The sequence below is a fragment of the Rhizobium sp. ARZ01 genome, from assembly GCF_014851675.1.
In the GTDB taxonomy this organism is placed as follows: domain Bacteria; phylum Pseudomonadota; class Alphaproteobacteria; order Rhizobiales; family Rhizobiaceae; genus Mycoplana.
On record NZ_JACVAE010000002.1, the window covers coordinates 583,763 to 609,646 of the forward strand.

A 25,884-nucleotide genomic window follows, 5' to 3' on the forward strand; every position below is an offset into this window, starting at 1 on the left:
CGCAGCCGCGTGTCAAAGCAAGCCATCAATCCTGCTTCACCTCGGTTGACCACCAGGCGTCGGGGAACCCAAGCCCGTAGGTAGGGAGCTCCGCGGCGTGGGTAATCCGGTTCCAGTAAGCTATCGGTGCCGCCATGCGGTAGTACATGGGAACCACGTAGTGGTGGGCTAGCAGGACGCGATCCATGGCCCGTGTCGCCGCGACGAGCTCCTCACGGTCCTTGGCGAAAATGATGCGATCGATCAGCGCGTCGATCGCCGGATCGGCGATGCCGGCATAGTTCCGCGATCCCTCGCGAGAGACCGATGACGAACCCCAGTAGTCGCCCTGCTCGTTACCAGGGTGCAGCGTCTGCCCCCAGACGAACCAGGTCATGTCGTAGTCGAAGGACCGCAGGCGGTTCGTATACTGCGCGGGATCGACGGTGCGCACGCGCGCGTCGATCCCAATGCGCTTGAGATTGTTGGCATAGGGTACGGCGACGCGCTCCAGCGTCGGGCTGGAGAGCAGGATCTCGAAGGATAGCGGCTCTCCGGTGTCCGCCTTCACCATCCGGTTGCCCTTCAGGACATAGCCGGCGTCCTTGAGGAGCACTACCGCCTTGCGCAGGTTTTCACGGGCCTTTCCGGGGTCGCCGCCAACAGGGTTTTCATAGGGCTCGGTGAAGACACCCGGCGGAACCTTGTCCTTCAATTCGTAGAGGATCTCCAGTTCCTTGCCTTCGGGCAGACCCGATGAAGCGAGCTCGGTTCCGAAGAAGTAGCTGTTGACCCGCTTGTACTGGTCGTAAAAGACCGTCTTGTTCAATTCCTCGAAATCGAAGGCATAGTTCAGCGCCTGGCGGACGCGTTCGTCCTGGAACATCTCCTTGCGCATGTTCGGCACCATGGCCTGCATGATGCCGGTGGCGCGATAGGGATTGGGTACCTCCTCGCGCTTCACGCGGCCGTCCTTGACGGCCGGAAAGTTGTAGCCCGTCGCCCATCGGCTTGCCTGGTTTTCAAACCAGTAGTCAACATTGCCGGCGCGGAAGGACTCGAACTCGACGTTGCGGTCGCCGTAGAAGGAATATTCGATCCGGCCGAAGTTGTTCTGGCCGACATTGACGTTCAGGTCCTTGGCCCAATAGTCGTCGCGCAGCTCGTAGCGGATCGCCGAGCCCGGCGAGAAGGAGGCGATCTTGTAAGGGCCGGAGCCCATCACCGGTTCGAGCGTCGTCTTCGATATGTCACGCTGCTTGCCGGCGGCGTCCTTGCCCTCCCACCAGTGCTTCGGCACCACCGGGAACTGGCCGAGGATCTGCGGCAGCTCGCGATTGTTCTTCTCATCGAAATGGAAGGTCACATCGCGCTCACCGGTCTTTTCGACGGACGTGACGTGCTGGTAGTAATTGGTCAGCATCGGATCATGCTCGACCGCCTTCTCAAAGGAGAAGATCACGTCTTCGGGCGTCACCGACTGCCCGTCCGCCCACTTCGCCTCCGCGCGCAGGCGATAGGTGGCAGAGGAAATGTCGTCCGGATAGGAAACGCCTTCGGCAAGCAGGCCATAGGAGGTGGTCACCTCGTCGTCGGACGATTTCATCAGCGTGTCGAAGACGAGGCCGACACCCGCCGCGGCCTCGCCCTTGGCGAGCAGTGGATTGAACGTATCGAAAGTGCCGTCGTTGGAAAGCCGGAGCGTACCGCCTTTCGGCGCCTTCGGGTTGACGTAGTCGAAATGGGCAAAGCCGGGCTGGTACTTGAGATCGCCGACAGTCGAAACTCCGTGGCGCCATTGCGGGGCTGGATCCTCGGCGCGTGCAGGGGTGAGCAGGCAGGCGGCGGCCGTCGCCGCAACGATCAAGCCGAAGAAGAACCTGTACGGTCCGTGTAGCATGCCAAACCCCTTTTGTTGTGTTGCGAATGCCCTTGCCGGAAAGATTAGACAAATTCCGGGCACGCCGCCATCAAAGCGGCGATTTTTTGCGGCCCCTTGCTGCAGTCAAAAATTCATTCACGCGAAAGGGCGCCGTGCTATTTCGTGAAGAACGTTAGTCACGACCGATTCTGGGCCATCAAATGTCTCCCATGCTCAAGCCCTTCCTTCTCCGCCTGACAGGTGCAGCTGCACTGGCCGCAGCACTTGCCACCCCTTTGCATGCCGAGGAGCGGCCGGCCAAGGAACTGTTCGGGGCCAAGCGCCTGCCGGCCAAGATGGAAGCCGCTTCCTACGGCTCCTACGCCAAGGGTTGCATTGCCGGGGCGGTGGCGATTCCGACGGACGGACCGGCCTGGCAGGCGATGCGACTGTCGCGCAACCGGCGCTGGGGCCATCCCCAGATGATCGCGCTCCTTGAACGGTTCTCGCAGGATGCGCAGAAGCTTGGCTGGCCGGGACTGCTGCTGGGCGACATTTCCCAGCCGCGCGGCGGGCCGATGCTGTCGGGCCATGCCTCGCATCAGATCGGCCTCGATGCCGACATCTGGTTCGCGCCGATGCCCGATCGACGGCTTTCGGCGCAGGAGCGCGACGAACTGCCCTTCACCTCCATGCTCGACAAGAGCAAATTCCTTACCGTCGATTCGCGCCGATGGACCTCCACCCACGCCCGGCTCGTCATGAAGGCGGCGAGCTATCCGCAGGTCGAGCGGGTTTTCGTCAATCCAGCGATCAAGAAGAAGCTCTGCGATACCTGGCAGGGAGACCGCTCGCTGCTCGGCAAGGTGCGGCCGGTCTACGGTCATGACGAGCATTTCCACATTCGCATGAAATGTCCTCAAGGTACTGCCGGCTGCAAGCCACAGGCGGCGGTGCCGGCTGGCGACGGCTGCGACAAGTCGCTCGCCTGGTGGTTCACCGACGAACCCTGGGCCAAGCCGAAACCGAAGAAAAACGAGAAGCCGGTCAAGCCGCGCGTCACGACCTTGTCCGACCTTCCGAAGGCGTGCGCCGTCGTGCTTGCCGGTGCGGCGCCTTCCTCGGAGCAAGAGGTTACCTATGGCGGCGGCAAAGCCCTCGCTTTCAGCCGGCAGGAAACCGCCGACAATGGCATTGCGGCCGTGATCGCCGCCGATGCGGCGGCCGAGCCGGCTGGTCTCATCCCCGTGCCCATGCCGCGCCCATCGCTGCAGTAGCGGGTCGCGGTACCGACAGGGATGCGCAGCGGGCTTCTCAAGGAGAGAACGGTCCTGTATAAGGCCGTCAAATCGATTTAAATCCGATGTCCGCCCCAGTGAGCCTATCCATGTCTCTTCCTCAAACCATCGCCCTGATCGCGCATGACGAGAAAAAGGACGACATGTCGGACTTTGCCCGCCGCAACGAGGCGGCGCTGCGCCAATGCCGGATCTTCGCCACCGGCACGACCGGCGGTCGGGTGCTGGACGCCTGCCCGGGCCTCAACGTCACCCGGCTGAAGAGCGGACCGCTCGGCGGCGATCAGCAGATCGGTGCCCTGATTGCGACCGGTGAGGTGGACATGCTGATCTTCTTCGTCGATCCCTTGACAGCGATGCCGCATGACGTGGACGTGAAGGCCTTAATGCGGCTCGCAATCGTCTATGACATACCGATGGCATTGAACCGTGCTACGGCCGAGTTGCTGGTTTCGACCGGCACCTGACAATGGCGGCGCAAGCTTGCGCATCGAAAACAGTCACGACACGAAACAGCGGGCAGGAACGCAGGAATCCATGGCAAAGTCGAACGACAGCGAAATCGCGCTCCCCTTTCCGATCCTGATTGGTGACATCGGCGGCACCAATGCCCGTTTCGCGCTGCTGATCGACGCCTTTGCCGCACCAAGGGAATTTCCGGTCATCCAGACCGCTCAGTTCGACAATATAGACGATGCGCTGCAGCGCTGCATCCTGGACACAACCTCGATCCAGCCGCGTTCGGCGATCCTTGCGCTCGCGGGGCCGATCCAGGGCGACGAGGTTCCATTGACGAACTGTGACTGGATCGTTCGCCCTCGCGACATGATCGCCAATCTCGGGTTCGAGGACGTGCTGTTGGTGAACGATTTTGAGGCGCAGGCGCTCGCCGTTGCCTCGCTATCGGACAACGATCGCGAACAGATCGGCGGGGGGAAAGAGAGCTTTGCCGCCTCCCGCGCCGTCCTTGGCCCGGGAACGGGCCTTGGCGTCGCCGGACTCGTCCACGCCCAGCGCACATGGATTCCCGTTCCAGGGGAAGGCGGGCACGTCGACATGGGACCGCGCACCGAGCGTGACTACCAGATCTGGCCCTTCCTCGAAGCGATCGAAGGCCGAATTTCCGCCGAGCAGCTCCTGTGTGGCCGCGGCATCATGAACATCTATCACGCTGTCAGCGCGGCGGACGGACGGGAAGCATCGCTGGAAACGCCCGCCGCCGTCACCTCGGCGGCACTTGCCGGAACCGACGAGATGGCGGCCGAGACCGTGTCGCTCTTTTCCACATACCTTGGGCGCGTCGCCGGTGACATGGCGATGATCTTCATGGCCAGGGGCGGCGTCTATCTGGCGGGCGGTATCTCGCAGAAAATCCTGCCGGCACTGCGCGGGCCGGAGTTCCGCGCCGCCTTCGAAGACAAGGCGCCGCACAACGAATTGCTGCGCTCGATCCCAACTTTTGTCGTGACGCACCCGATGGCTGCGCTCGCCGGCCTTGCTGCGTTCGCACGCATGCCGGATCGCTTCGGCGTCACCACCGAAGGGCGGCATTGGCAGAAGTAGGCCGCGCTCCTGTCGCACGCCAGACTCGCCAAACGGGCCGCGAGGCACTATAGAGCGCCGCAACGGGCACTCTTGTATCAGCGGCGTGCCGTGCAACGCAGGAAGATGGTTTATTGAGCGACAAGAGCCGTACCGATCGTCACCTCAGTGCCGAAACGATCACGAGCGTCCTGAAGCGCGTCATCGCCGAAAACGGGCGCGACCACATTCGCGGCTACTTGTTTGCGATCCTCTGCCTCATCGTCGTTGCCGGCTCGACGGCGTTTACCGCCTGGATCATGGAGGCGGTCGTCAACGAGGCGTTCGCCAACAGGCGCGCCGACCTCGTCGCCTGGATCTGCGGCGCAATCCTGCTTGCCTTCATCCTGCGTGGCTTTGCCACCTACGGTCAGGCCGTGGCCCTTTCCAAGATCGGCAACAACATCGTCGCGCGCTATCAGCGCAGGCTCTATTCGCACCTGATGACCTTGAGCGTGGACTTTTTCACCGAAGCGCGTTCCGCGCGTCTTGCCGCGCAAATCAATCAGAACATCAACGGCGTCCGCGACGTCCTGAACATGACGGTGACATCGATCGCCCGGGACTTCCTCACCCTCGTGGCGCTGATCGGCGTGATGATCTCGAAGGACGCGCTTCTGACAGGGATCGTCTTCCTCGTCGCCCCACCGCTGCTGCTCGGTCTTCGCTACATCTCCAAGCGATTGAAATTCGCCACGCGTGAATCGGTCCTCATCAACAGCCATGTTCTCGGGGCCATGCAGGAAACGGCCCAAGGCATCACCATCGTGAAGGCGTTTACGATGGAGGACCAGTTGCGAGCCAAGGTCGAAGGTATCATCGACCAGGCGGAGAAGCGGTCCAACCGGATTGCCCGGCTTTCGGAACGCACGGCGCCGATGACCGAGACCTTCGCGGGCGTAGCGATCGCAAGCGTGCTTGGCTATTCCGCCTATCAGGCGATTTACGGCGGCGTCCTGCCCGGCGCCTTCTTCGCGTTCATCGCCGCACTTCTCATGGCCTACGATCCGGCTCGCCGCCTTGCCCGATTGCAGGTCTCGCTGGAGCGCGCCGTCGTCAACGCGCGGATGATCTATGAAATTCTCGATATCGAACCGCACCAGCGCGACCGACCGGGCGCCAAGGCCCTGCAAGTCGACAAGGCGCAGATCGAATTCCGGGGCGTCTCCTTCTCATACGCCAACAGCAAGCCCATCCTGAAGGGCGTCAGCTTTGTTGCGGAAGGCGGCAAGACGACGGCCCTTGTGGGGCCTTCCGGCGCCGGCAAATCGACCGTCATCAGCCTGATCCCGCGTTTCTACGACCCGGCGGAGGGCCAGATCCTGATCGACGGACAGGACATCGCCCATGTCACGAAAAAGTCGCTGCGCAACAACCTCGCCTACGTCTCCCAGCAACCGTACCTGTTCGAAGGCACGATCCGCGACAACATCCGCTACGGCCGCGCCGATGCCACCGAGGCCGAGATCGAAGCAGCGGCACGGCACGCCTACGCCCATGATTTCATCATGGAGCAGCCCCAGGGCTATGACACGCCGGTCGGCGAAAACGGCATAACCCTCTCGGGCGGCCAGCGCCAGCGGCTTTCGATCGCCCGCGCGCTGGTGCGCAACGCGCCGATCCTGCTTCTCGACGAGGCAACGTCCGCGCTGGACACTGAATCGGAACAGGCAGTCCAGAAGGCGCTGGAACATGCCATGAGCGGACGCACCGTCGTCGTTATCGCCCATCGCCTTTCGACCATCGTCAACGCGGACAAGATTGTCGTTATGCAGGACGGGGCCGTGGTCGAGGAAGGCTCGCACGACGTGCTTGCTGCACGCCCCGACGGTCTCTACGCTCGCCTCAACAACATGCAGGCGACAGGCGGCTATCTGCAGGAAGTCGAGAAGGAAGCAGGCGAATGACGGCGACAGACATGAAGCTGGTCGTGGTCGGCGCGGGTGGCCGCATGGGCCAGACGCTGATCCGGGCGATCCACGCGATGGAGGGCGCAACGCTCTTTGCCGCGGTCGAACGTCCCGGCTCGCCTTTTGCCGGCAAGGACGCGGGCGAACTGGCCGGACTCGGGCCGATCGGGGTCAAGGTGACTGACCGGCCGCTCGAGGCCTTCGTCGAGGCGGAAGGCGTGCTTGACTTCACTGCGCCCGCCGCGACGGTTGAGTTCGCGGGTCTCGCGGCACAGGCCCGCATCGTGCACGTGATCGGCACGACCGGATGTTCGGCGGAGGACGATGCAAAGATCGCCGCGGCCGCCCGCCATGCCCGCATCGTCAAATCCGGCAACATGAGCCTCGGCGTCAATCTGCTCGGCGTGCTCACCGAACAGGCTGCACGCGCGCTTGGCGCGGTGGACTGGGATATCGAGATCGTCGAGATGCACCACCGCCACAAGGTCGATGCGCCTTCCGGAACCGCACTGCTGCTCGGCGAGGCGGCCGCGCGCGGCCGCGGGATCGCCCTTGCCGAAAATGCGGTGCGCGTTCGTGACGGTCATACGGGGGCGCGTGTTGCCGGCACGATCGGATTTGCCACCCTGCGCGGCGGCTCGGTCGTGGGCGAACATTCCGTTATTCTGGCCGGCGAGGGCGAACTGGTGACCCTGTCGCACAGCGCCGCCGATCGGTCGATCTTCGCGCGCGGCGCGGTGAAGGCCGCTCTTTGGGCGCGTGACAAGAAACCCGGCCTCTATTCCATGCTCGACGTGCTCGGGCTCAACTGACATCCAACTTCTTCGAGGAGCGAAGACCCAATGAGCGGAACCCTTGTCCTTGTTCGCCACGGCCAGAGCGAATGGAACCTGAAAAACCTCTTCACCGGCTGGAAGGACCCGGACCTGACGCCGCTCGGTGTCGAGGAAGCCAATGCCGGCGGCAAGGCGCTCGCCGACTACGGCATCAAGTTCGACATCGCGTTTACTTCGGACCTCATCCGGGCGCAGAAGACCTGCCAGATTGTCCTCGACAATGTCGGCCAGCCCGATCTTGAGACGATCCGCGACCAGGCGCTGAACGAGCGCGACTACGGCGATCTTTCCGGCCTCAACAAGGACGACGCCCGCGCCAAGTGGGGCGAGGAACAGGTGCACGTCTGGCGCCGCTCCTATGACGTTCCGCCGCCGGGCGGCGAAAGCCTGCGCGACACCGGTGCGCGCGTCTGGCCGTACTACCTGACGGACATCCTGCCGCGGGTGCTGCGCGGCGAGAAGGTACTGGTCGCTGCTCACGGCAACTCACTGCGCGCGCTGGTGATGGTCCTTGACCGGCTGACGAAGGAACAGGTCCTGAATCTCAATCTCGCGACCGGCGTGCCGATGGTCTACAAGCTGAACGCGGATTCAACTGTCGCCTCGAAGGAAGTGCTGGGCGACATGTCCGGCGCGCATTGAAGCGGTCACGTCGTCCGCGTGTGCGAAGGGCCGCTGATGCGGCCCTTTTTTCGTTCAAGCCTTGCCCGCTTCCCAGCCGAGCATCGCCCGCTTGCGGGTGAGCCCCCAGTGATACCCGGTGAGCGCGCCGCTCTTGCCCAGCGCTCGATGGCAGGGCACCACGAACGAGATCGGATTTCGGCCTACGGCCGCCCCCACGGCGCGTGACGCCCTCGGCTGGCCGAGCTGCCCGGCGATATCGGAATAGGTGACCGCTCTGCCCAGCGGAATGCGCAGCAGAGCCTCCCAGACGCGAACCTGAAAGTCGGAGCCGATCAGCACGATGCGCAGCGGCTCGTCAGGACTCCAGCGGGACGGATCGAAGATCCGCGCGGCATAGGCGGCGGTCGCCTCCCGATCCTCCACATATGCTGCATTCGGCCAGCGGCAGGCCATGTCCTCGAAGCAGGCCTTTCCGTTCTCGTCGTCGCTGAAGGCAAGGCCGGCCAGACCGCGCTCGGTCACCATGACAAGCGCCCGCCCGAACGGCGAGGCATGAAAGCCCCAGCGGATCGTCAATCCCTCGCCCCGCGCCTTCCACTCGCCCGGCGACATTGCCTCGTGAGTCACAAACAGGTCATGCAGGCGGCTTGGGCCGGACAAGCCGACTTCGATGCTGGTTTCGAGCAGCGGCATCGATTCCTGCCGCAGCAGGCGTTTGGCATGATCGAGCGTGACAGCCTGAAGAAAGGCCTTGGGCGAGAGGCCCGCCCAGCGGGTAAAGGTCTTCTGCAGTTGCGTCGGCGACTGCTTCAGGCGCGCAGCGATGTCATCCAGCGAGGGCTGATCACGATAGTCGTCTGTGATCATCTCGATGACGCGGCTGACGGTGTCATAGTCAGTGCCATCAGGGGTGATGTCGGATTTGAGCGTGGCGGAAATATTCATCGTTCTTCTCCTGTAGGATCAGGAAATCATGCCGCGCGCTGTACCGCCACCCGAAACTTGTCGATCAGTGACCGCGCTTCACCCGGGCGAGTGCTCCGGCGAAGGCGGTCGCGAACCGCTCGCGGTCATCGAGGTGCAGGAAGCCGCCAACGTCGGTCCGACGCCCCTGCCCGCTCACCGCCATGTCCGTGATGCCGACCTCCTCGTGCCGCGACACATGGAAGCGCGCCCAGAACGTATTGAAGTCATGCGCGGTCTCGCGCCCGGAGGGGGCGAGCTTGCGGATGGAGATGCAGGTACGCGACAACGCGATCAGTTCGCAGGTGCGGGCCGCACGATTGTTGAGCCAGAAGGCGGCAAACAGGATGACGAAGTCGACGCCGAAGAACATCACGATCGGCCAAGCGCCCGAGATAAGAAAAACCGCCATATGGGCGACGGTCAATGCGCCGGCGATGAGGAAGAAGATCAGGTGGCCTTTTCGGCCCAGCGACCGGTGCGGCCTGAGCTCAGCAACGAACACAGGCCGGTCGTTCACACTGACATCGTCGTTGCCATCGCTCATGACCGACGACTATAGAGGGAACATGAAGAACGCGAAACCGAAATCAGGCGTTGCGACCGGCGCCCGGGCGGTGCCGAAGCGCCACAGCGCCAAGCCGAGATCGGCCTACACTACCGAAGAGATCCGCGAAATCTTCCGGCGGTTCTCGATCCAGCGTCCCGAGCCCAAGGGCGAACTGGAGCACGTCAATCCGTTCACCCTCGTCGTCGCGGTTGCGCTCTCGGCGCAGGCGACCGACGCCGGCGTCAACAAGGCGACGCGCGCACTGTTCGCCGTCGCCGATACGCCGGAGAAGATGCTCGCGCTCGGCGAAGACAAAGTCCGGGACTACATCAAGACGATCGGGCTCTTCCGCAACAAGGCGAAGAACGTCATCGCGCTCAGCCAAAAGCTCGTGGACGAGTTTGGCGGTGAGGTGCCCCGCACCCGCGAGGAACTGGTGACGCTTCCGGGCGTTGGTCGGAAGACCGCAAACGTCGTGCTGTCGATGGCCTTCGGCCAATCGACGATTGCGGTGGACACGCACATCCTGCGCATTGCCAACCGCATCCTGCTGGCACCCGGCAAGACGCCGGACGACGTCGAAGACCGGCTCATGCGAATCATTCCGGACGAGTACCTCTACCGCGCCCACCACTGGCTGATCCTGCACGGGCGCTATGTCTGCAAGGCGCGCAAGCCCGAATGCGAGCGCTGCGTGATCGCCGACATCTGTCGGTCGCCGGAGAAGACCTGCGATATTCCCGCGCCGCTGGTCGAACTACCACCACAGGCAATCGCGGCAACCGGCTAGAACATGTTGCGCGAAGGTGTGCAGCGGTATTGCGTTCACATCCGACGGATTAACGCCAAACTTTAGTGGTGCGCCTTCGCCAGCACGAGGCCATCGACAAGCACCGCAATCGCATCCTCGAAGGCCTTGCGGTCCGCGCCGGCGGCAATGGCAAGAGCCGCGCGGTCGAAGGCGGCCGATAGAAGCGACGTCAGCTCATCGAGCAACGGCGAGGTTCGCTCCTCTTCGCCCGCGAGGGCGGCAAGACCGGCCCTGAGGGACATTTCTGCATTCTCCCGCTCGAGCGCACCGATCGCGTCCGGGCCAAGGACGGCTGGCGCCTCCAGCAACAGTAGCCTGGTCCTGCCCTCGACCGCCATTGCGTCGAAATACCCCCTAGCACCGAGCAGTAGCGCCTGATGGGCATTCGCTGCAGGCGTGGCGCCCGCTTCGATTTCGGCAGCGACCGCCACAGCCTCACGCTCGATCACGGCGCGAAAGAGTGCCTTCTTGCCCTCGAAGTGATGGTAAAGGGCACCACGGGTAACGCCGGCACACTCGACGATGTCGGGGGTCGCCGTCTCCGCATATCCCTTCTCGACAAACAGCATCCTTGCCGCGTCGATGAGCGCGGCTCGCGTCGCCTCGGTCCTGTCTCTGTTGCTGCGGCTCACGATTCCTCCTTTACATACAATCTGCACGTATGTTATTTGCGAACATACAGATTGTATGTTTAAACCCAATGGAGGGAAAGCCGTGAAATCCACCAGCTATTATCCCGTCATCATGACGGACGACGTCTCCGGCACGGCGGCATTCTACTGCGCTCATTTCCGCTTCCAGCCGCTCTTTACCAGTGATTGGTACATCCACCTGCAATCGACCGAAGACGAGCACGTGACACTCGCGATCCTCGACGGCCAACACGAGACGATACCCGCCGCAGCGCGCGGCAGGATATCGGGGCTTCTGCTGAACTTCGAAGTCGAGGATCCGGACGCGATCTACGAAGCCTGTCGTGCCGCTGGTTTGCCGATCCTGAAGGCAATCTGCGACGAAGATTTCGGCCAACGCCACTTCATCACCGCCGATCCGAACGGCGTCCTTATCGACGTGATAAAGCCGATCCCGCCAGATGCGGAATACGCCGCCCAGTACGAACCTTCCGCACTCCCTGCCTAGCCGCGAAACGACGGATCGCTATGCGAAAGCAGCTTGTGCAGATGAACCATGAGGCCCGCGGCAAACAGCGGCGTCAGAAGGTTGACGATCGGCACGGCAAGAAAGGCCGAGATGGAGAGGCCGGCCAGGAAGACGGTCGAGGCATGCTTGGCCCGAAAGAGCCGCGCCTCTTCCGGCGGCCTGAAGCGCATCGCCGCGAATTCGAAGAACTCGCGCCCGAGGAGATAGCCGTTGACGAGGAAAAAGGCTATCAGGTTGACGCCCGGAATGAACAGCAGCAACAGCGCGACCAGGTTGCCGACAAGCACGACGCCGAGAAACTTGATGGAGCCTGCGATTGCCGCTCCGAGCGGAAGGGCCTGGCCAGGCGCCTCGCCAGGATAGTCGCGTCGCTCCACCACCTCGGCGACATCATCGAGGAAAAAGCCGGCAACGACGGCCGTGACCGGGGCGAGCAGCAGCGCAAGGGAAAGCGCCAGACCGATGCTCGCAAAGACGCCAAGGAGAAGCGTGAGCCAACCCGCCCAGTCCGGAACGCCCGTGAGGTAGCCGTCGAACCAGGGGAGTGCATAGGCGATGAAGCTTTCCCGAAGGGCGAACCACAGCACGATCAGAAAAAAGATCGTCAGCCCGAGCACCTTCCAGAAGACGCGACGCGTTTCCGGTGCGAAGAGATTGACGAGCGCCAGGCGCACCGCATCGAGAATCATCCGCTTTCTCCAAGTTGAGCGGTCCCGATGTAGGATGTGGACAACCGGCTCGCAAGGTCGTTCGCCACCGGCGCGATTAAGTCGGCGTTAAGCAACCGAAACTAGACTCCCCGCCAAAAGGCTCGCCAACGGCGACAGCATAATCTGGGAATCTTCATGCGTACGATCAGGATCAGCAGGCTCCTCCCCGCTCTTTTCGTCTTGATGGTGGCGCTCGGCGCCTTGCAAGGCGCGGTCGCGTTCCGATCGCTCTCGACAATCACCGGCCAGTTCGAGCGCATCGGCAGCGAGCACATGCCGCAGTTGCGCACGATCCTGAAGATCAATCGCGACTTCGCGGAGCTGCAAGGCAGCTATTCCGAGCACATGCTGACGAGGGACCCAAATGAAATGCCGGCGATCGAGGCCAGGATCGCCGAACGCGGCGAGGCATTGACCAAGCAGGTCGACACCTACGCGGCCGCGATCTCCATCGATCCGGATATGGCAAAGGTGATCAGCCCCGTCAAAGACAGCCTCGTCACTTATCTCGCAGAAGGGGAAAAGCTAAAGCAGGCCTCCGCCATGGCCGCCAAGGGCGTGGCCGCGGAAACCTTCCAAGGCCCCATGAAGCAGGATGCCGAGAGGATAGAGTCCGCACTCGCCAGCCTGATCGCCAGAAATGAGCGCGTGACGGCGAGCGGCATTGAGACCGCCGTCGCTGAACAGGAGTTCGCCTACCGGCTGACGATTGCCGCACTGATGTTGTCAGTCGGGCTCGCCATTGCAGCGATCTTCATCGTCAACCGCCGCGTCGTCCGCCCGCTAAACGGTATTTCCGGCGCGATGAGACAGGTTGCAGACGGCAATATCGGCCAGGAAGTGCCCTATTCCGAGCGCCGCGACGAGATCGGCGAGATGGCGGCGGCCGTCACCGTCTTCCGTGATAACGCCGGCGAACGCATGCGCCTCGAACGCCAGTCGGCTTCCGACCGGGCCATTGCCGAGGGCGAGCGCATGGCGCGCGAGGCGGAGCGCAACCGCGACAATGGCAAGGTGCAGGCGGCCGTCGCCTCGCTTGCCGACGCGCTGGGCCGGCTGGCCTCAGGCGACATGACCTGCGACATCGATACGCCGTTCGATGGCGAGCTCGATCGGCTGCGGCAGGATTTCAATATATCCGTCGCGCGACTGAAGGATGCGCTCTGCGAGGTCGGCGACAATGCGCGGGCGATTGACGCCGGCGCCCGCCAGATCCGCTCCGCGGCCGACGCACTTGCCCGCCGCACCGAGCATCAGGCGGCTTCGGTCGAAGAGACCGCTGCAGCATTGGAGCAGATCACGACGACAGTGAAGGATTCCACCCGGCGCGCCGAGGAAGCCGGGACGCTGGTGGCCCGCACACGCGACGGCGCGGAAAAGTCCGGCCAAATCGTTCGCCGGGCCATTTCGGCCATGCAGCAGATCGAGCAGTCCTCCGGCGAGATCGGCAACATCATCGGCGTCATCGACGACATTGCCTTCCAGACAAACCTGCTCGCGCTGAACGCAGGGGTGGAGGCTGCGCGCGCCGGCGAGGCAGGCAAGGGCTTTGCCGTGGTGGCTCAGGAAGTCCGCGAACTTGCGCAGCGTTCGGCCAAGGCCGCACGCGAGATCAAGGCGCTGATCACCGCTTCGGGCGGTCAGGTGCAGGATGGTGTCGCCCTGGTCGACGAAACCGGCAAGGCACTCGAGACGATCGTGGCCGAAGTGCAGGAAATCAATGGCCACGTCCAGGCAATCGTCGTGGCAGCGCGCGAACAGGCGAGCGGGCTGTCGGAAATCAACACTGCCGTTGGCACAATGGACCAGGGAACGCAGCAGAATGCGGCAATGGTCGAGGAGACCACGGCTGCCAGCCATGGCCTGGCAGATGACGTGCAGGCGCTGAATGCCCTGATCAGCCGGTTCAACGTCGGCGCCGCGCAGGGCCAGTCATCACGCGCGCCACACCTTCAGATGGTGCAGGCGTCCGATTCCGCGCCGTCAGGCTCCGCGTTGGCGCCGAGAAGCGCATCGGTGACGAAATCGGCACAGTCATCGACGGGGACCGTTACCCAATTGCCGCGCAAGTCGCCCGGTCAATGGAACGTGAAGGCCGCCAGCGCGACGTCCCGTGCGGTGGCGTCACCTGCGAACCTGCTGAAGCAGAAGTTGCTCGGCGCGCTCGGCGCGAAACAGGAAGGCAAGAAAGACGGCGACTGGGAGAAATTCTAGTCGCCGGGGCGCCGTCGCCGACTACTGCGCAGGCGCAAACGGTTCGCTCTCAGACGATGGCGGATAAAGGTGCTCCCCGCCGCGGAAGTCCCGGATCCGGAAGCATCCATCGTCGGTCTCCTGCACCGCACTCGAAAGAACGGGCACCTTGCCGTAGCCGCCGGGAATGTCGAGGATATAGGTCGGTTGGCAAAGACCGGAGATGCGGCCGCGCAGCCCCTCCACCAGCGCCCGTCCCTCGGCGAGACCAAGCCGGAAATGGCTCGTTCCGGGCGCCAGATCGGGATGGTGCAGATAGTAGGGACGAATGCGGATTTCCACGAAGGCGCGCATGAGTTCCGCCAGCACGTCGGCGTCATCGTTCACGCCCTTGAGCAACACGGTCTGACTGATCATCGCAATGCCCGCATTGACAAGTTGCGCACAGGCCAGGCGCGCTTGTGCGGTCAGTTCGCGTGGATGGTTGGCGTGAAGGGCGACATAGGTTGTCTTGCCCGATGCCTGCAGAGCTTCAACCATGTCGGCATCGATCCGCTCCGGCTCGACCACGGGCACCCGCGTATGAAAACGAACGACCTTGACGTGGGCGATCGCGCCCAATCGCTGCATCAACTCGCGCAGCCTGCGGGCTGAGAGCACCAGCGGATCGCCGCCGGTCAGGATCACTTCCCAGATATCCGGATGCGCGGCGATGTAGCCGATCGCGGCATCCAGTTCCTCAGGCGTCAATGTTCCCAATCCGGAAGGGCCGACCATCTCGCGGCGGAAGCAGAAGCGGCAGTAGATGGGGCAGACGTGCACGGCTTTCAGCAGCACCCGGTCCGGGTAGCGATGAACGATACCCTCGACAGGACTGTGGGCCAGGTCGCCGATCGGATCGGCGCGCTCTTCCGGCAGCGTCGTCAGTTCGGCGGTGGCGGGAATGAACTGCCGGGCGATCGGGTCGCTCGGATTTTCATTGTCGATCAGCGCTGCCACGGCAGGCGTCACGGCAACGGCATAGCGCTCGCCCACGCGCGCAACATCGGCCTCGGCGGAGCCGCGCGGCATCAACCCGGCCTTCTCAAGCTCGGCAACCGACCGAAGCGTTCGCGCAACATTCATGGCGCTGTCTCCGCCACCGGCGCCCAGATAACCTGATCGATGCGTGCAGCACCCGTCGCCAGCATCACCAACCGATCGAAGCCCAGCGCGATGCCGCTCGCCTCGGGCATGATTTCAAGCGCCGCAAGAAAATCCTCATCAAGCGGGTAGGTTTCGCCATAGACCCGCTGTTTCTCAGCCATCTCCAGGCCGAAGCGCCGGCGCTGTTCGGCCGCGTCGGTCAGTTCACCGAAGGCATTGGCGAGTTCGACACCGCAGGCATAAAGCTCGAAGCGCTCGGCGACCCGGGGGTCGCGCGGCGAGGGGCGCGCGAGTGCCGCCTCGGCCACCGGATATTCGCACAGGATCGTCGCGCGGCCGAAACCGAGTAACGGTTCGACGCGCTCGACGAGCACGCGGCTGAAGAGATCGGCCCAAGTATCATCGGGCGCGACGCGCAACCCGCATGCAGCCATCGCTTGTGCGAGCGCATTGCGATCGGTCGAGCCATCGGGGCGGATCGTCTCAAGCAGATCGATGCCGGCATGTCGGGCAAAGGCGTCCGCGACTGTGAGGCGTTCAGGCTCGGCAAAGGGATCACAGTCCTTGCCGCGGTAGACGAGGCGTTCCATACCGGCTGTTTGTGCCGCAACGGCAAGAAGTTCGGCGCAATCGTCCATCAGCGTCTCGTACCCCTCCCCCGCCCGGTACCACTCGAGCATGGTGAACTCGGGATGATGCAGAGGGCCGCGTTCGCGATTGCGGTAGACATGGGCAAAGCAGGAAATGCGTTTCTCGCCTGCCGATAGCAGCTTCTTGCAGGCGAATTCCGGCGAAGTGTGCAGGTAGAGCGGCGTCGTGGCGCCTGAGTGGCCGATGGCGTCCGTGCGGAACGCATGCAGATGAGCCTCGTTGCCCGGCGAGACCTGAAGCGTTGACGTATCGACCTCGACGAAATCGCGCTCGGCAAAATAGCTTCTCAGCGCCAACTGGATGCGGTTGCGTGCAATCAGGAACGGACGGCGGTCGGCATGGACATCAGGCGTCCACCAGGGCGACGGTGCAGGGCTGTTCGGCTTCATGGCAAGGTTTCTATCAGATTCCGGCGGACACACTGGTCTTTTTCCGGAATTTAGGCTAGTTGCGGCCCGATCCCGCTTTCTGCGGTCCGGGGATGAAACTTGAACCGTCCTCTACGACGCGGCCGCTCCAGATACAAGGAAGACTTATGGCAAAGATCATCGCTTCTTCCGTCCGCAAGGGCAACGTGCTCGACGTCGACGGCAAACTCTATGTGGTTCTGACGGCGCAGAACTTCCACCCCGGCAAGGGCACGCCGGTCACGCAGGTCGACATGCGCCGCATCTCCGATGGCGTGAAGGTTTCGGAACGCTACCGCACGACCGAACAGGTCGAGCGCGCGCACGTGGAAGACCGCGAACACACCTTCCTCTACGAAGACGGCGACGGCTTCCACTTCATGAACCCGGAAAGCTACGACCAGCTGACGATGTCGGCCGAGGACGTCGGCGACGCCAAGGCCTACCTGCAGGAAGGCATGGCGGTCATTCTGTCGACACACGAGGGGGTAGCAATCGCGCTCGACCTGCCCCGTAACGTGATCCTCGAGATCACCGAGACCGAGCCGGTCGTCAAGGGTCAGACGGCTTCCTCCTCCTACAAGCCCGCCATGCTCTCCAACGGCCTGCGCACGCTCGTCCCGCCTCACATCCAGGCCGGCACGCGCGTCGTGATCGCGACCGAAGACGGCTCCTACGTCGAGCGCGCCAAGGATTGATCGCTTTTGGCCACCCGATCGGCCCTGATCGGGTGGCCCCTTACATTCCCCCAAGAATCCGCTATGACCCGTAACCGGCTCTTACCCTTCGAGACGGAAAATTCCGAATGACCCAATTCGACGTTCTGACGGTCGGCAATGCCATCGTCGACATCATTGCCCGTTGCGACGACGGCTTCCTCACTGAAAATGGCATCATCAAAGGGGCAATGAACCTCATCGACGCCGAGCGCGCGGAGTTGCTCTATGCCCGCATGGGGCCAGCGGTGGAGGCCTCTGGAGGCAGTGCAGGGAACACGGCGGCGGGGATCGCGAGCTTTGGTGGTCGTGCCGCCTATTTCGGCAAGGTCGCCAAGGATCAGCTTGGCGAAATCTTCACGCACGACATTCGCGCCCAGGGCGTCCACTTCGGAACAAAACCGCTTGACCGTTTGCCGCCAACGGCGCGTTCGATGATCTTTGTCACCGAGGATGGCGAACGCTCGATGAACACCTATCTCGGTGCCTGTGTCGAGCTCGGTGCCGAGGACGTCGAAGCGGCCGTCGTGGCTTCGGCAAAGGTCACCTATTTCGAGGGTTACCTGTGGGATCCGCCGCGGGCCAAGGACGCGATCCGCGCCTGCGCCCGCATCGCGCATGCGAACGGCCGCGAAATGTCGATGACACTCTCGGACAGCTTCTGCGTCCACCGCTATCGCGACGAATTCCTCGAATTGATGCGCTCGGGCACGGTCGACATCGTCTTCGCCAACAAGGCCGAAGTGCTGGCGCTCTATGAGACTGAGGATTTCGAGCAGGCGCTTTCGATAATCGCCAGCGACTGCCGGCTCGCCGTCGTCACGATGAGCGAAGAGGGTTCGATCATCCTGGCTGAAGGGAAGCGGATCCGCGTCCATGCGACGCCAATCGAGCGCGTGGTGGACACGACAGGCGCCGGCGACCTCTATGCGGCCGGCTTCCTGTACGGCTATACACAGGGGCGTTCGCTTGAAGACTGCGGCAAGCTCGGCAGCCTGGCAGCCGGCATCGTCATCGAGCAGATCGGCCCACGGCCGCTGGCTTCGCTTGCCGAGGCCGCGATCGAGGCGGGGCTGGCCTGAGCGCCTTGCCTATTTGAAGGCCTCGCCGGGATAGGCGCCCCAGATTTCGCCTTGCGCCACCCAACCCTCGGTGCCGTCCACGTCGGCGCGGCACCAGTCGCCATTGCACTCGCCTACCTTGATCACAACGCCCGGCTCGAGCTTGGCGACAATTGCGCCGGAGGATTGCGGGTCACGGCGCATGTTCACATAGATGTCGGCACCCTTGCCGCGCATCCATGGCGCGGTCACTGCAGTGCGGTCCCCGGATAGAAGCGCCTGGTTGACCCAACCCTCGGTACCATCGGCATCGCGAATGCGCCGCCAGTTGTCGTACTCCTGGATGATCTCGACCGGCACACCGGATCTCATGTAGCGCCAAGCCACGGCGTAGTCGACGCTCGGACCAACGCGCAGGTTGACGCTCTTGGCCTTCAAGCTGACGAAACGCGGCAGGGGCAATCCGCTCGGCCCCTTTGAGGCTTGCGCCAAAGCGTCCGTGGCCGCCTGCGACGCCAATGCGATCAGGGCGGCAAATGTGACGGTGCAAACGCGAGAATGTAAGCGACGCATGACGAGATCCACTTCCAGCCTTAAGGGCATCCGGCAGCCGGACCCTGCCGGCATGCAAATCACGGGACCGGCGTTCAGAGCGGATTGTGTTCGCGACGGGGTCTGGTAGAAAATGCCCTTGATGAAGCAAGTCTTACCCATCTTGGTTAAGGACCCGTCAACAGGACGCTCGAACAGGCCATGACGAACAAGAAAAAACCGAAGGTCTACATCACCCGCCGCCTGCCTGACGTAGTCGAGACGCGCATGCGCGAACTGTTCGACGCCGAGCTCAACATTGAAGACACGCCCCGCTCGCAACCGGAGCTCGTCGCCGCCGTGAAGGCTTTCGACGTGCTGGTACCGACGGTGACCGACCGGATCGACGCCGCACTGATCGAGCAGGCGGGTCCCCAACTCAAGCTCATCGCAAGCTTTTCCAACGGTGTGGACCACATCGACGTGGACGCAGCCGCGCGGCGCGGCATCACCGTCACCAATACGCCGAACGTCCTGACAGAGGACACGGCCGACATGACGATGGCGCTGATCCTGTCAGTCCCGCGCCGGCTCGCGGAAGGCGCCCAGCTACTCACGGACCGCAAGGGCGAATGGGCCGGCTGGTCGCCGACATGGATGCTCGGGCACCGCATTTGGGGCAAGCGTCTCGGTATTGTCGGCATGGGCCGTATCGGAACGGCCGTGGCGCGCCGCGCAAAAGCCTTTGGGCTATCGATCCACTACCACAACCGGCACCGCGTGCATCCCGTAACAGAGGAAGCGCTCGAGGCAACCTATTGGGACAGCCTGGACCAGATGCTGGCGCGGGTGGACATCGTATCGGTCAACTGCCCATCGACGCCGGCGACCTACCATCTGCTGTCGGCACGTCGGCTGGCACTGATGCAGCCGTCGAGCTACATCGTCAACACCGCACGCGGCGGCATCATCGACGAGGCGGCGCTGATCAAATCCCTGCGTGAGGGCAAGATCGCAGGCGCAGGGTTGGACGTGTTCGAGCACGAACCGGCCGTCAATTCGAAGCTGGTGAAGCTCGCAACCGAGGGCAAGGTGGTGCTCCTGCCGCACATGGGTTCGGCGACCCTTGAGGGCCGCATTGACATGGGCGAGAAGGTGGTGATCAACATCCGTACGTTCTTCGACGGTCACCGCCCACCCGACCGGGTGCTGCCGGGACGGAACTGACCGACTGGCGGGATCGCAGACCACCGGCAATGCCCGCCGCGATTCGAAAAAATCAGAGCCGTTTGGTCATCTCGATCGAAGTGGTGCTGTCGTAACCCGGATGGCGGTTCTCGGCCGTCTTCTCAAAACCCCAGGCACGAAAGCGGGCGTGGTTTTCGACAAGCTCGGTTCGCGTCTCAAGGCGCAAGGCTGGAAGTTCGAGCGTGCGCGCCTCCTGCTCAGCCGCCACGAGAAGCGCTCGGCCGGCACCCGACCCCTGACTTGCCGGCAGGACGGCCAGCTTGCCGATATAGAGGCAATTTTCCTCCGGCCGACAAAAGATGCAGCCAACGATCGCGCCACGGTCGAGGGCGAGGAAAACGATCTCGGCCAGCACCTTTTCCTGCAGGCTGGCGGCGGTCAAACGGTATGCGGAGGACGGCGGTTCGATCCGGCCGTCCATATAGGCGAAGGCGTATCGGATGACGGACAGCAGCTCGTCATATCGGTCGAATGACGCGTCCAGCCGTTGCACCTCCATCTATGAAGCCCCGCGGCGCCGGTAACGCATCACGTCGAAACGGGCGGCAAGCCCATCGTAAAGCATCAAACGCCCGACCAGCGGCTCTCCGGCGCCGGTGATCACCTTGATCGCCTCCATAGCCATTAACGTGCCTATGACACCGGTGAGCGCACCGACGATCCCAGCCTCGGCACAGGATGGTACGACACCCGGTGGCGGCCGCTCCGGGAAGAGATCGCGATAGCCCGGATTCTGCCGGCCGTCCGCCGCCTGTTCCCACGGCTTCAGCACGGTCAACGAACCATCGAATCGACCGACGGCGCCCGTGACGAGCGGGATCTTGGCCGCCTCTGCAGCATCCGCAGCCGCATAACGGGTATCGAAATTGTCCGAGCCGTCCATCAGGAGATCGAAGCCGCGCAGAAGATGCGGCGCAGTCTCCGGCGTTAACCGTGTATCGAAAACCGTCACGCGCACATGCGGATTGATCGCTTCGATTGCTGCTTTTGCGCTCTCGACCTTGCTGCGGCCGATCGATTCGGTGCCGTGGATCACCTGCCGCTGCAGGTTGGAGAGGGAAACTGTATCGTCGTCGATGATGCCGATATGGCCGACACCTGCGGCGGCAAGATATTGGAGAACGGGCGCGCCGAGGCCGCCTGCGCCGATAACGAGCACGGCCGCATTCTTCAGTTTCTGCTGCCCGGCCCCGCCGATTTCGGCGAGCACGATATGGCGACGGTATCGCTCGATCTCGTCCGGACTTAGCGGCTCTGCGGTCTGCACGGGCTCCTCCGTCAATCCTCGGAAATCGTTCCGTTTGCAACAGTCAGAAACAGCGCACGATCTCCGAACGCTTCGAACATGGCACGATCCGTGCCGGTCATGAAGGCTTGGCCGCCGAGTGCATCGATCCGGTCGAAAAGTGCTGCCCTGCGTCCTTCATCGAGATGGGCGGAGATTTCGTCCAGAAGCAGGATCGGAGCGTGGTCGGTCATGCCGGCGACGAGGCCGGCGTGGGCAAGCACGAGGCCGACCAGCAAGGCCTTCTGCTCACCAGTCGAGCAGCGTGCCGCATCCATGCCCTTTTCGCGATGGCGGATCAGAAGATCGACCCGATGTGGCCCGTCGAGCGTGCGGCCGGCAGCAGCATCCCGGTAGCGCCCGTCACGAAGCATGGCGGCATAGGTCTCTTCGATCTCGTAGGCTGGCCGGTCGAGGTCATCATCAAGAAAGCCGGCAAGCGACATGACGGCCGAGGGGAACGGCCCCTCGTCGCGGGATGCCTCGACGAGCCCAGCGAGAAGCCCCACCAACTCGCGTCGCGCCAGCGCCATCGCCACGCCGAGTTCGGCCATCTGCCGTTCGAGCGCACTCAGCCATTGCGGATCGGGGCGCGGATCGGCCAGCAGCCTGTTCCGTCCCCGCATGGCTTTTTCGAAATCCGCCGCCCGGCGCCCATGTTCCGGATCAAGCGAGAGAACCAGTCGATCAAGAAAGCGGCGCCGCTCGGAGGACGAGCCGGTAAACAGCCCATCCATCGCGGGGGTCAGCCATACGACACGCAGGTGATCCAGCAGTTCATCGACCGAGCGGGCCGGCGTGCCGTTCAAGCGAAGTCGGCGCGATTGCCCCTCCTCGCCCGTCTCCGTACCGGTGCCGATTTCGATCTCGCCCTGCATGCCCTCGACGGCGGCAAAGACGCTGAAGCCCCCGACCGCCCCCTCGCGTGGCACGTCGGCATAAGCCGCACGCCGCAACCCGCGCCCCGGAGACAGGAACGAGACGGCTTCCATCAGGTTCGTCTTGCCGGCGCCGTTTGCCCCGGTCAGCACGACATGGCGGCCGTCAAGTTCGAGTGCGATCGACGCATAGTTGCGAAAATCGTGCAGCTTCAGGCGACAAATGGTGACCTTATGAGGCATCTGGCATCCGGATCGTTCCGGCAGAGAGCTATGCCGAAGCAGGCGCAATGGCAAGTCCGCAACCGGTGGCCTGTTCCTGGCACTACACTAGACGGCCCGTTAGTGCGCCTCATCCCAGTTGTGCGCGGCCCGCGCATCGACTTTCAGCGGAACCTTCATCGCCACTGCAGGCATCGAGGCGTTTTCCATCACCTCGACGATGATGGGAATCGTCCTTTCGACCTCACCGTCCTCGACCTCGAAGATCAGTTCATCGTGAACCTGCAACAGCATGCGCGCGGAAAGCCCCTTTGCGGCAAGTGCCGGCTCCATCTTGACCATGGCGCGGCGGATGATGTCGGCTGCCGATCCCTGGATCGGCGCATTGATCGCGGCGCGTTCATTGAAGGAGCGGACGGAGGGATTGGACGACTTGATCTCCGGATAGTGTGCGCGGCGGCCGAAGATCGTTTCGACGTAGCCGTTCTCGCGGGCGAAGGCCTTGGTCGAGTCCATGTAGTCCTTGATACCCGGGAAGCGCTCGAAATAGCGCTTGATGTAGTCGCCGGCCTCCGAGCGTTCGATTGAGAGCTGGTTGGCGAGGCCGAAGGCGGAGATGCCGTAGATGATGCCGAAGTTGATCGCCTTGGCCCGGCGACGCACTTCCGCCGGCATGCCCTCGACCGGCACGCCGAACATCTCGTATGCCGTCATCGCGTGAATATCGACCCCGTCAGCAAACGCCTGCTTCAGTTGCGGGATATCGGCGACGTGGGCGAGCACGCGAAGCTCGATCTGGCTGTAGTCGGCCGAGACCAGCTTGTGGCCGGGCGAGGCGATGAAGGCCGTACGGATCTTGCGTCCCTCGGCGGTGCGGACCGGAATGTTCTGCAAATTCGGCTCGGAAGACGAAAGACGCCCTGTCGTCGTGGCGGCGAGCGCGTAGGACGTATGGACCCGCTTGGTGTCAGGATGCACGAAGCCCGGCAGGGCGTCCGTATAGGTAGATTTCAGCTTCGTCAGTTGGCGCCAGTCGACGATCTTGCGCGGCAGCGGAATGCCTTGCGCAGCGAGATCCTCTAGCACCTGCGCCGAGGTGGACCATTGACCGGTCTTCGTCTTTGCGCCGCCGGGAAGGCCCATCTTGCCGAACAGAATGTCGCCGAGCTGCTTCGGCGAGCCGATGGTGAAGCGCTCCCCGGCAAGTTCGTAGATCTCGTCCTCAAGGGCGGCGGCGCCCTGTGCAAGCTCGCCCGACAGGCGCGACAGGATCTGCCGATCGATGCTGATCCCGCGCTCCTCCATACGCGCGAGCACCGGCACGAGCGGTCGCTCCAGGCGTTCGTAGACCGTCGTCATTCCCTGCGCCGCAAGCCGCGGCTTGAGCACGTGCCAGAGGCGCAGCGTCACGTCAGCGTCCTCCGCCGCGTAAGTCGCCGCCCGGTCAATGTCGACCAGGTCGAAGCTCTGCGCACCCTTACCGCTGCCGGCAACGTCCTTGTAGGCAATCGGCTTGTGCCCGAGCCAGCGCTCCGACAGCGAATCCATGCCATGTGTACCGGCGCCCGCGTCGAGCGCGTACGATATCAGCATCGTGTCGTCGAAGCTCTGCATGGTCACGCCATGGCGCTTCATCACAAGGTAGTCGTACTTCAGGTTCTGTGCGACCTTGAGAATGGACGGATCTTCAAGCAGGTCCTTCAGCCGCTCCAGCGCCTGGCGCATCGGTATCTGCCCATCCACAAGCCCGCCGCCGAGCAGATCACCGACGCCGCTCTTGTGCAGGATCGGCACGTAGGCCGCGCGAATGGAAAGTCCGGACGGGTTCTTCGCATTGTCGGCGATCGCCAGCGAGAAGCCGCAAAGCTCGGCCTGCATCGCGTCGAGAGAGGTCGTTTCCGTGTCGAAGCCGACAAGCCCGGCCTCCCGCGCATCGGCGATCCAGCGATCGAGGGTTTCGAGGTCGCGGATCGTCACATAGGCCGAATGATCGATCGGCTTGCCGAAGAAACTCGCGGCGCGCGCCTTCGCAAACGCTTCGGGCGTAGGGCCATCCGGGGATGCATCCGGCAGCAGCGTTTCGGCGGCATCCGCAGCGCTTTCTGTGCCATCTGCAGCGGTCGCCGCATCGGCCTTCGCATCGAGGTCCGGCCCGTGCGCTTCCGCCCCCCACTCGACCGGCACGTTCGCCGCCTCGATTGCGGAGGCGTCGCAGCCGCAGACCTCGGCGACGCGCCGGGTCAGAGAGCTGAACTCCATCGCCTTCAGGAAAGCGATCAGCTTGGGTCCGTTCTGCGGCTCAAGCACGAGATCCTCGAGCGGCACATCGAGCGGCGTGTCTATCTTGAGGGTAACAAGCTCACGTGACAGCAGCGCCTGGGCACGGTTGGCGATGATGTTTTCGCGGCGCTTCTGCTGCTTGATCTCCTCGGCCCGTGCCAGCAGCGTGTCCAGATCGCCGTATTCTTCCAGGAGCTGGGCCGCCGTCTTCGGACCGATGCCCGGAATGCCCGGGATGTTGTCGGTCGAATCACCCGTCATCGCCTGCAGGTCGATCATCTTGTCCGGGGTCACGCCCCATTTTTCGACGACCTCGGGAACAGAGATCTGCTTGTCCTTCATGCTGTCGTACATCGACACCTTCGGCGTCACGATCTGCATGAGGTCTTTGTCGGAAGAGACGATGGTGACGTCGGCGCCGGCAGCCTCGGCAAGGCGTGCGTACGTGGCGATCAGGTCGTCGGCCTCGAAGCCTTCCTTCTCGATGCAGGGCAGGTTGAAGGCGCGCGTCGCATGGCGGATCAGCCCGAACTGCGGGATCAGGTCTTCCGGGGGCGCCGTTCGATTGGCCTTGTACTGGTCGTACAGCGCGTTGCGAAAGGTTTTCGATGAATAGTCGAAGATGACGGCGAAATGGGTCGGCGTAACGCCAACATCGGTGTTGCGCGCGTCTTTCAAGAGCTTCCACAGCATGTTGCAGAAACCGGAAACGGCATTGACCGGCAGGCCGTCCGACTTGCGGTTCAGCGGCGGGATCGCATGGAAGGCCCGGAAGATGAAGCCCGAACCATCGACGAGGAAGAGATGATCACCATTTTTCATGGCGTCATGGATAGCGCGCGCCGTCTCGCGCGTCCATCGTCCATTATCGCTTGTGCGACCGCTCAAACCGCTTTGACCGCCTCACACAAACGTTACCAATTTGTAATTTTCCCGGCGGCTCAAATCCCTTGAAAAGCCATATTCCCGGGACCAAATGATG

The 25,884-nt window shown here is 63.2% G+C and carries 24 protein-coding genes; 12 read left to right on the forward strand and 12 right to left on the reverse strand.

Annotation, left to right across the window (positions count from 1 at the left end):
* Window positions 1-25: 25 nt before the first annotated feature.
* Window positions 26-1,879 carry an extracellular solute-binding protein gene (locus IB238_RS16965; RefSeq protein WP_192249382.1) on the reverse strand — a complete coding sequence of 618 codons (1,854 nt, stop codon included), beginning with the start codon at window positions 1,877-1,879 and terminating at the stop codon, window positions 26-28.
* A gap of 182 nt (window positions 1,880-2,061) precedes the next feature.
* On the opposite strand from IB238_RS16965, the gene mepA reads away from it, so the two are divergent.
* From mepA to IB238_RS16995, 6 genes are all read left to right on the forward strand, one after another.
* Entirely contained in the window at window positions 2,062-3,117 is a 1,056-nt protein-coding gene (mepA, locus tag IB238_RS16970) for a penicillin-insensitive murein endopeptidase (RefSeq protein ID WP_192249385.1), read from the forward strand.
* A 110-nt stretch (window positions 3,118-3,227) separates the two neighbouring features.
* Window positions 3,228-3,605, forward strand: a complete 378-nt coding sequence (locus IB238_RS16975) for a methylglyoxal synthase (RefSeq protein WP_192249388.1) — start codon at window positions 3,228-3,230, stop codon at window positions 3,603-3,605.
* A gap of 70 nt (window positions 3,606-3,675) precedes the next feature.
* Window positions 3,676-4,701 carry a glucokinase gene (locus IB238_RS16980; RefSeq protein WP_192249391.1) on the forward strand — a complete coding sequence of 342 codons (1,026 nt, stop codon included), beginning with the start codon at window positions 3,676-3,678 and terminating at the stop codon, window positions 4,699-4,701.
* Window positions 4,702-4,814: 113 nt separating this feature from the next.
* Entirely contained in the window at window positions 4,815-6,626 is a 1,812-nt protein-coding gene (locus tag IB238_RS16985; RefSeq protein WP_192249394.1) for an ABC transporter ATP-binding protein, read from the forward strand.
* Window positions 6,623-7,441, forward strand: a complete 819-nt coding sequence (gene dapB, locus IB238_RS16990; RefSeq protein ID WP_192249398.1) for a 4-hydroxy-tetrahydrodipicolinate reductase — start codon at window positions 6,623-6,625, stop codon at window positions 7,439-7,441. The genes IB238_RS16985 and dapB overlap by 4 nt, the downstream gene beginning before the upstream one ends.
* A 30-nt stretch (window positions 7,442-7,471) precedes the next feature.
* Complete coding sequence (locus tag IB238_RS16995; protein WP_192249401.1) at window positions 7,472-8,107, forward strand: 2,3-bisphosphoglycerate-dependent phosphoglycerate mutase; 636 nt, start codon at window positions 7,472-7,474, stop codon at window positions 8,105-8,107.
* A gap of 54 nt (window positions 8,108-8,161) precedes the next feature.
* Here the strand turns inward: IB238_RS16995 and IB238_RS17000 are convergent, their stop codons facing one another.
* Window positions 8,162-9,034 (reverse strand): bifunctional helix-turn-helix domain-containing protein/methylated-DNA--[protein]-cysteine S-methyltransferase, encoded by an 873-nt coding sequence (locus IB238_RS17000; RefSeq protein ID WP_192249404.1) that lies wholly within the window; start codon window positions 9,032-9,034, stop codon window positions 8,162-8,164.
* Between the two features lie 64 nt (window positions 9,035-9,098).
* Window positions 9,099-9,599 carry a DUF2244 domain-containing protein gene (locus IB238_RS17005; RefSeq protein WP_192249406.1) on the reverse strand — a complete coding sequence of 167 codons (501 nt, stop codon included), beginning with the start codon at window positions 9,597-9,599 and terminating at the stop codon, window positions 9,099-9,101.
* A gap of 22 nt (window positions 9,600-9,621) precedes the next feature.
* On the opposite strand from IB238_RS17005, the gene nth reads away from it, so the two are divergent.
* The gene (nth, locus tag IB238_RS17010; protein WP_192249409.1) at window positions 9,622-10,392 is read left to right on the forward strand and encodes an endonuclease III; all 771 of its coding nucleotides are present in this window, start codon (window positions 9,622-9,624) and stop codon (window positions 10,390-10,392) included.
* Window positions 10,393-10,454: 62 nt separating this feature from the next.
* On the opposite strand, the gene IB238_RS17015 is transcribed toward nth, so the two are convergent.
* Window positions 10,455-11,045, reverse strand: a complete 591-nt coding sequence (locus IB238_RS17015) for a TetR family transcriptional regulator (RefSeq protein ID WP_192249412.1) — start codon at window positions 11,043-11,045, stop codon at window positions 10,455-10,457.
* Window positions 11,046-11,127: 82 nt separating this feature from the next.
* Here IB238_RS17015 and IB238_RS17020 point away from each other — a divergent pair, with 82 nt between their 5' ends.
* On the forward strand, window positions 11,128-11,553 hold the full coding sequence (locus IB238_RS17020; protein WP_192249414.1) for a VOC family protein: 426 nt from the start codon (window positions 11,128-11,130) through the stop codon (window positions 11,551-11,553).
* Here the strand turns inward: IB238_RS17020 and IB238_RS17025 are convergent.
* Entirely contained in the window at window positions 11,550-12,263 is a 714-nt protein-coding gene (locus tag IB238_RS17025; RefSeq protein ID WP_192249417.1) for a sulfate transporter family protein, read from the reverse strand. The genes IB238_RS17020 and IB238_RS17025 overlap by 4 nt on opposite strands.
* 156 nt (window positions 12,264-12,419) lie before the next feature.
* On the opposite strand from IB238_RS17025, the gene IB238_RS17030 reads away from it, so the two are divergent.
* The gene (locus tag IB238_RS17030; protein WP_192249420.1) at window positions 12,420-14,498 is read left to right on the forward strand and encodes a HAMP domain-containing methyl-accepting chemotaxis protein; all 2,079 of its coding nucleotides are present in this window, start codon (window positions 12,420-12,422) and stop codon (window positions 14,496-14,498) included.
* Window positions 14,499-14,519: 21 nt separating this feature from the next.
* On the opposite strand, the gene IB238_RS17035 is transcribed toward IB238_RS17030, so the two are convergent.
* Together IB238_RS17035 and epmA are read right to left on the reverse strand one after the other, a co-directional pair.
* Window positions 14,520-15,602: a lysine-2,3-aminomutase-like protein gene (locus tag IB238_RS17035; protein WP_192249423.1), complete on the reverse strand. Its 1,083-nt coding sequence runs from the start codon at window positions 15,600-15,602 to the stop codon at window positions 14,520-14,522.
* Complete coding sequence (epmA, locus tag IB238_RS17040; protein WP_192249426.1) at window positions 15,599-16,663, reverse strand: EF-P lysine aminoacylase EpmA; 1,065 nt, start codon at window positions 16,661-16,663, stop codon at window positions 15,599-15,601. Before epmA ends, IB238_RS17035 begins: the two co-directional genes overlap by 4 nt.
* Window positions 16,664-16,809: 146 nt before the next feature.
* On the opposite strand from epmA, the gene efp reads away from it, so the two are divergent.
* Complete coding sequence (gene efp, locus IB238_RS17045) at window positions 16,810-17,379, forward strand: elongation factor P (RefSeq protein WP_192249429.1); 570 nt, start codon at window positions 16,810-16,812, stop codon at window positions 17,377-17,379.
* A 107-nt stretch (window positions 17,380-17,486) separates the two neighbouring features.
* The gene (locus IB238_RS17050) at window positions 17,487-18,479 is read left to right on the forward strand and encodes an adenosine kinase (RefSeq protein WP_192249432.1); all 993 of its coding nucleotides are present in this window, start codon (window positions 17,487-17,489) and stop codon (window positions 18,477-18,479) included.
* Between the two features lie 9 nt (window positions 18,480-18,488).
* Here the strand turns inward: IB238_RS17050 and IB238_RS17055 are convergent, their stop codons facing one another.
* On the reverse strand, window positions 18,489-19,031 hold the full coding sequence (locus tag IB238_RS17055) for an SH3 domain-containing protein (RefSeq protein WP_192249435.1): 543 nt from the start codon (window positions 19,029-19,031) through the stop codon (window positions 18,489-18,491).
* 180 nt (window positions 19,032-19,211) lie between these two features.
* On the opposite strand from IB238_RS17055, the gene IB238_RS17060 reads away from it, so the two are divergent.
* Window positions 19,212-20,216, forward strand: coding sequence for a D-glycerate dehydrogenase (locus IB238_RS17060; RefSeq protein WP_192249437.1), 1,005 nt, complete (start codon window positions 19,212-19,214; stop codon window positions 20,214-20,216).
* 52 nt (window positions 20,217-20,268) lie between these two features.
* Here the strand turns inward: IB238_RS17060 and IB238_RS17065 are convergent, their stop codons facing one another.
* The 4 genes from IB238_RS17065 to polA form a co-directional block, all read right to left on the reverse strand.
* A complete protein-coding gene (locus IB238_RS17065) occupies window positions 20,269-20,736 on the reverse strand; it encodes a GNAT family N-acetyltransferase (RefSeq protein ID WP_192249439.1) in 468 nt (155 codons plus the stop codon).
* Window positions 20,737-21,504 (reverse strand): molybdopterin-synthase adenylyltransferase MoeB, encoded by a 768-nt coding sequence (locus IB238_RS17070; protein ID WP_348648257.1) that lies wholly within the window; start codon window positions 21,502-21,504, stop codon window positions 20,737-20,739. It lies immediately after the preceding gene.
* An 11-nt stretch (window positions 21,505-21,515) separates the two neighbouring features.
* Window positions 21,516-22,643 carry a DNA replication/repair protein RecF gene (gene recF, locus IB238_RS17075; protein WP_192249443.1) on the reverse strand — a complete coding sequence of 376 codons (1,128 nt, stop codon included), beginning with the start codon at window positions 22,641-22,643 and terminating at the stop codon, window positions 21,516-21,518.
* Window positions 22,644-22,742: 99 nt separating this feature from the next.
* On the reverse strand, window positions 22,743-25,724 hold the full coding sequence (gene polA / locus IB238_RS17080; protein WP_192249445.1) for a DNA polymerase I: 2,982 nt from the start codon (window positions 25,722-25,724) through the stop codon (window positions 22,743-22,745).
* Between the last annotated feature and the right edge of the window lie 160 nt (window positions 25,725-25,884).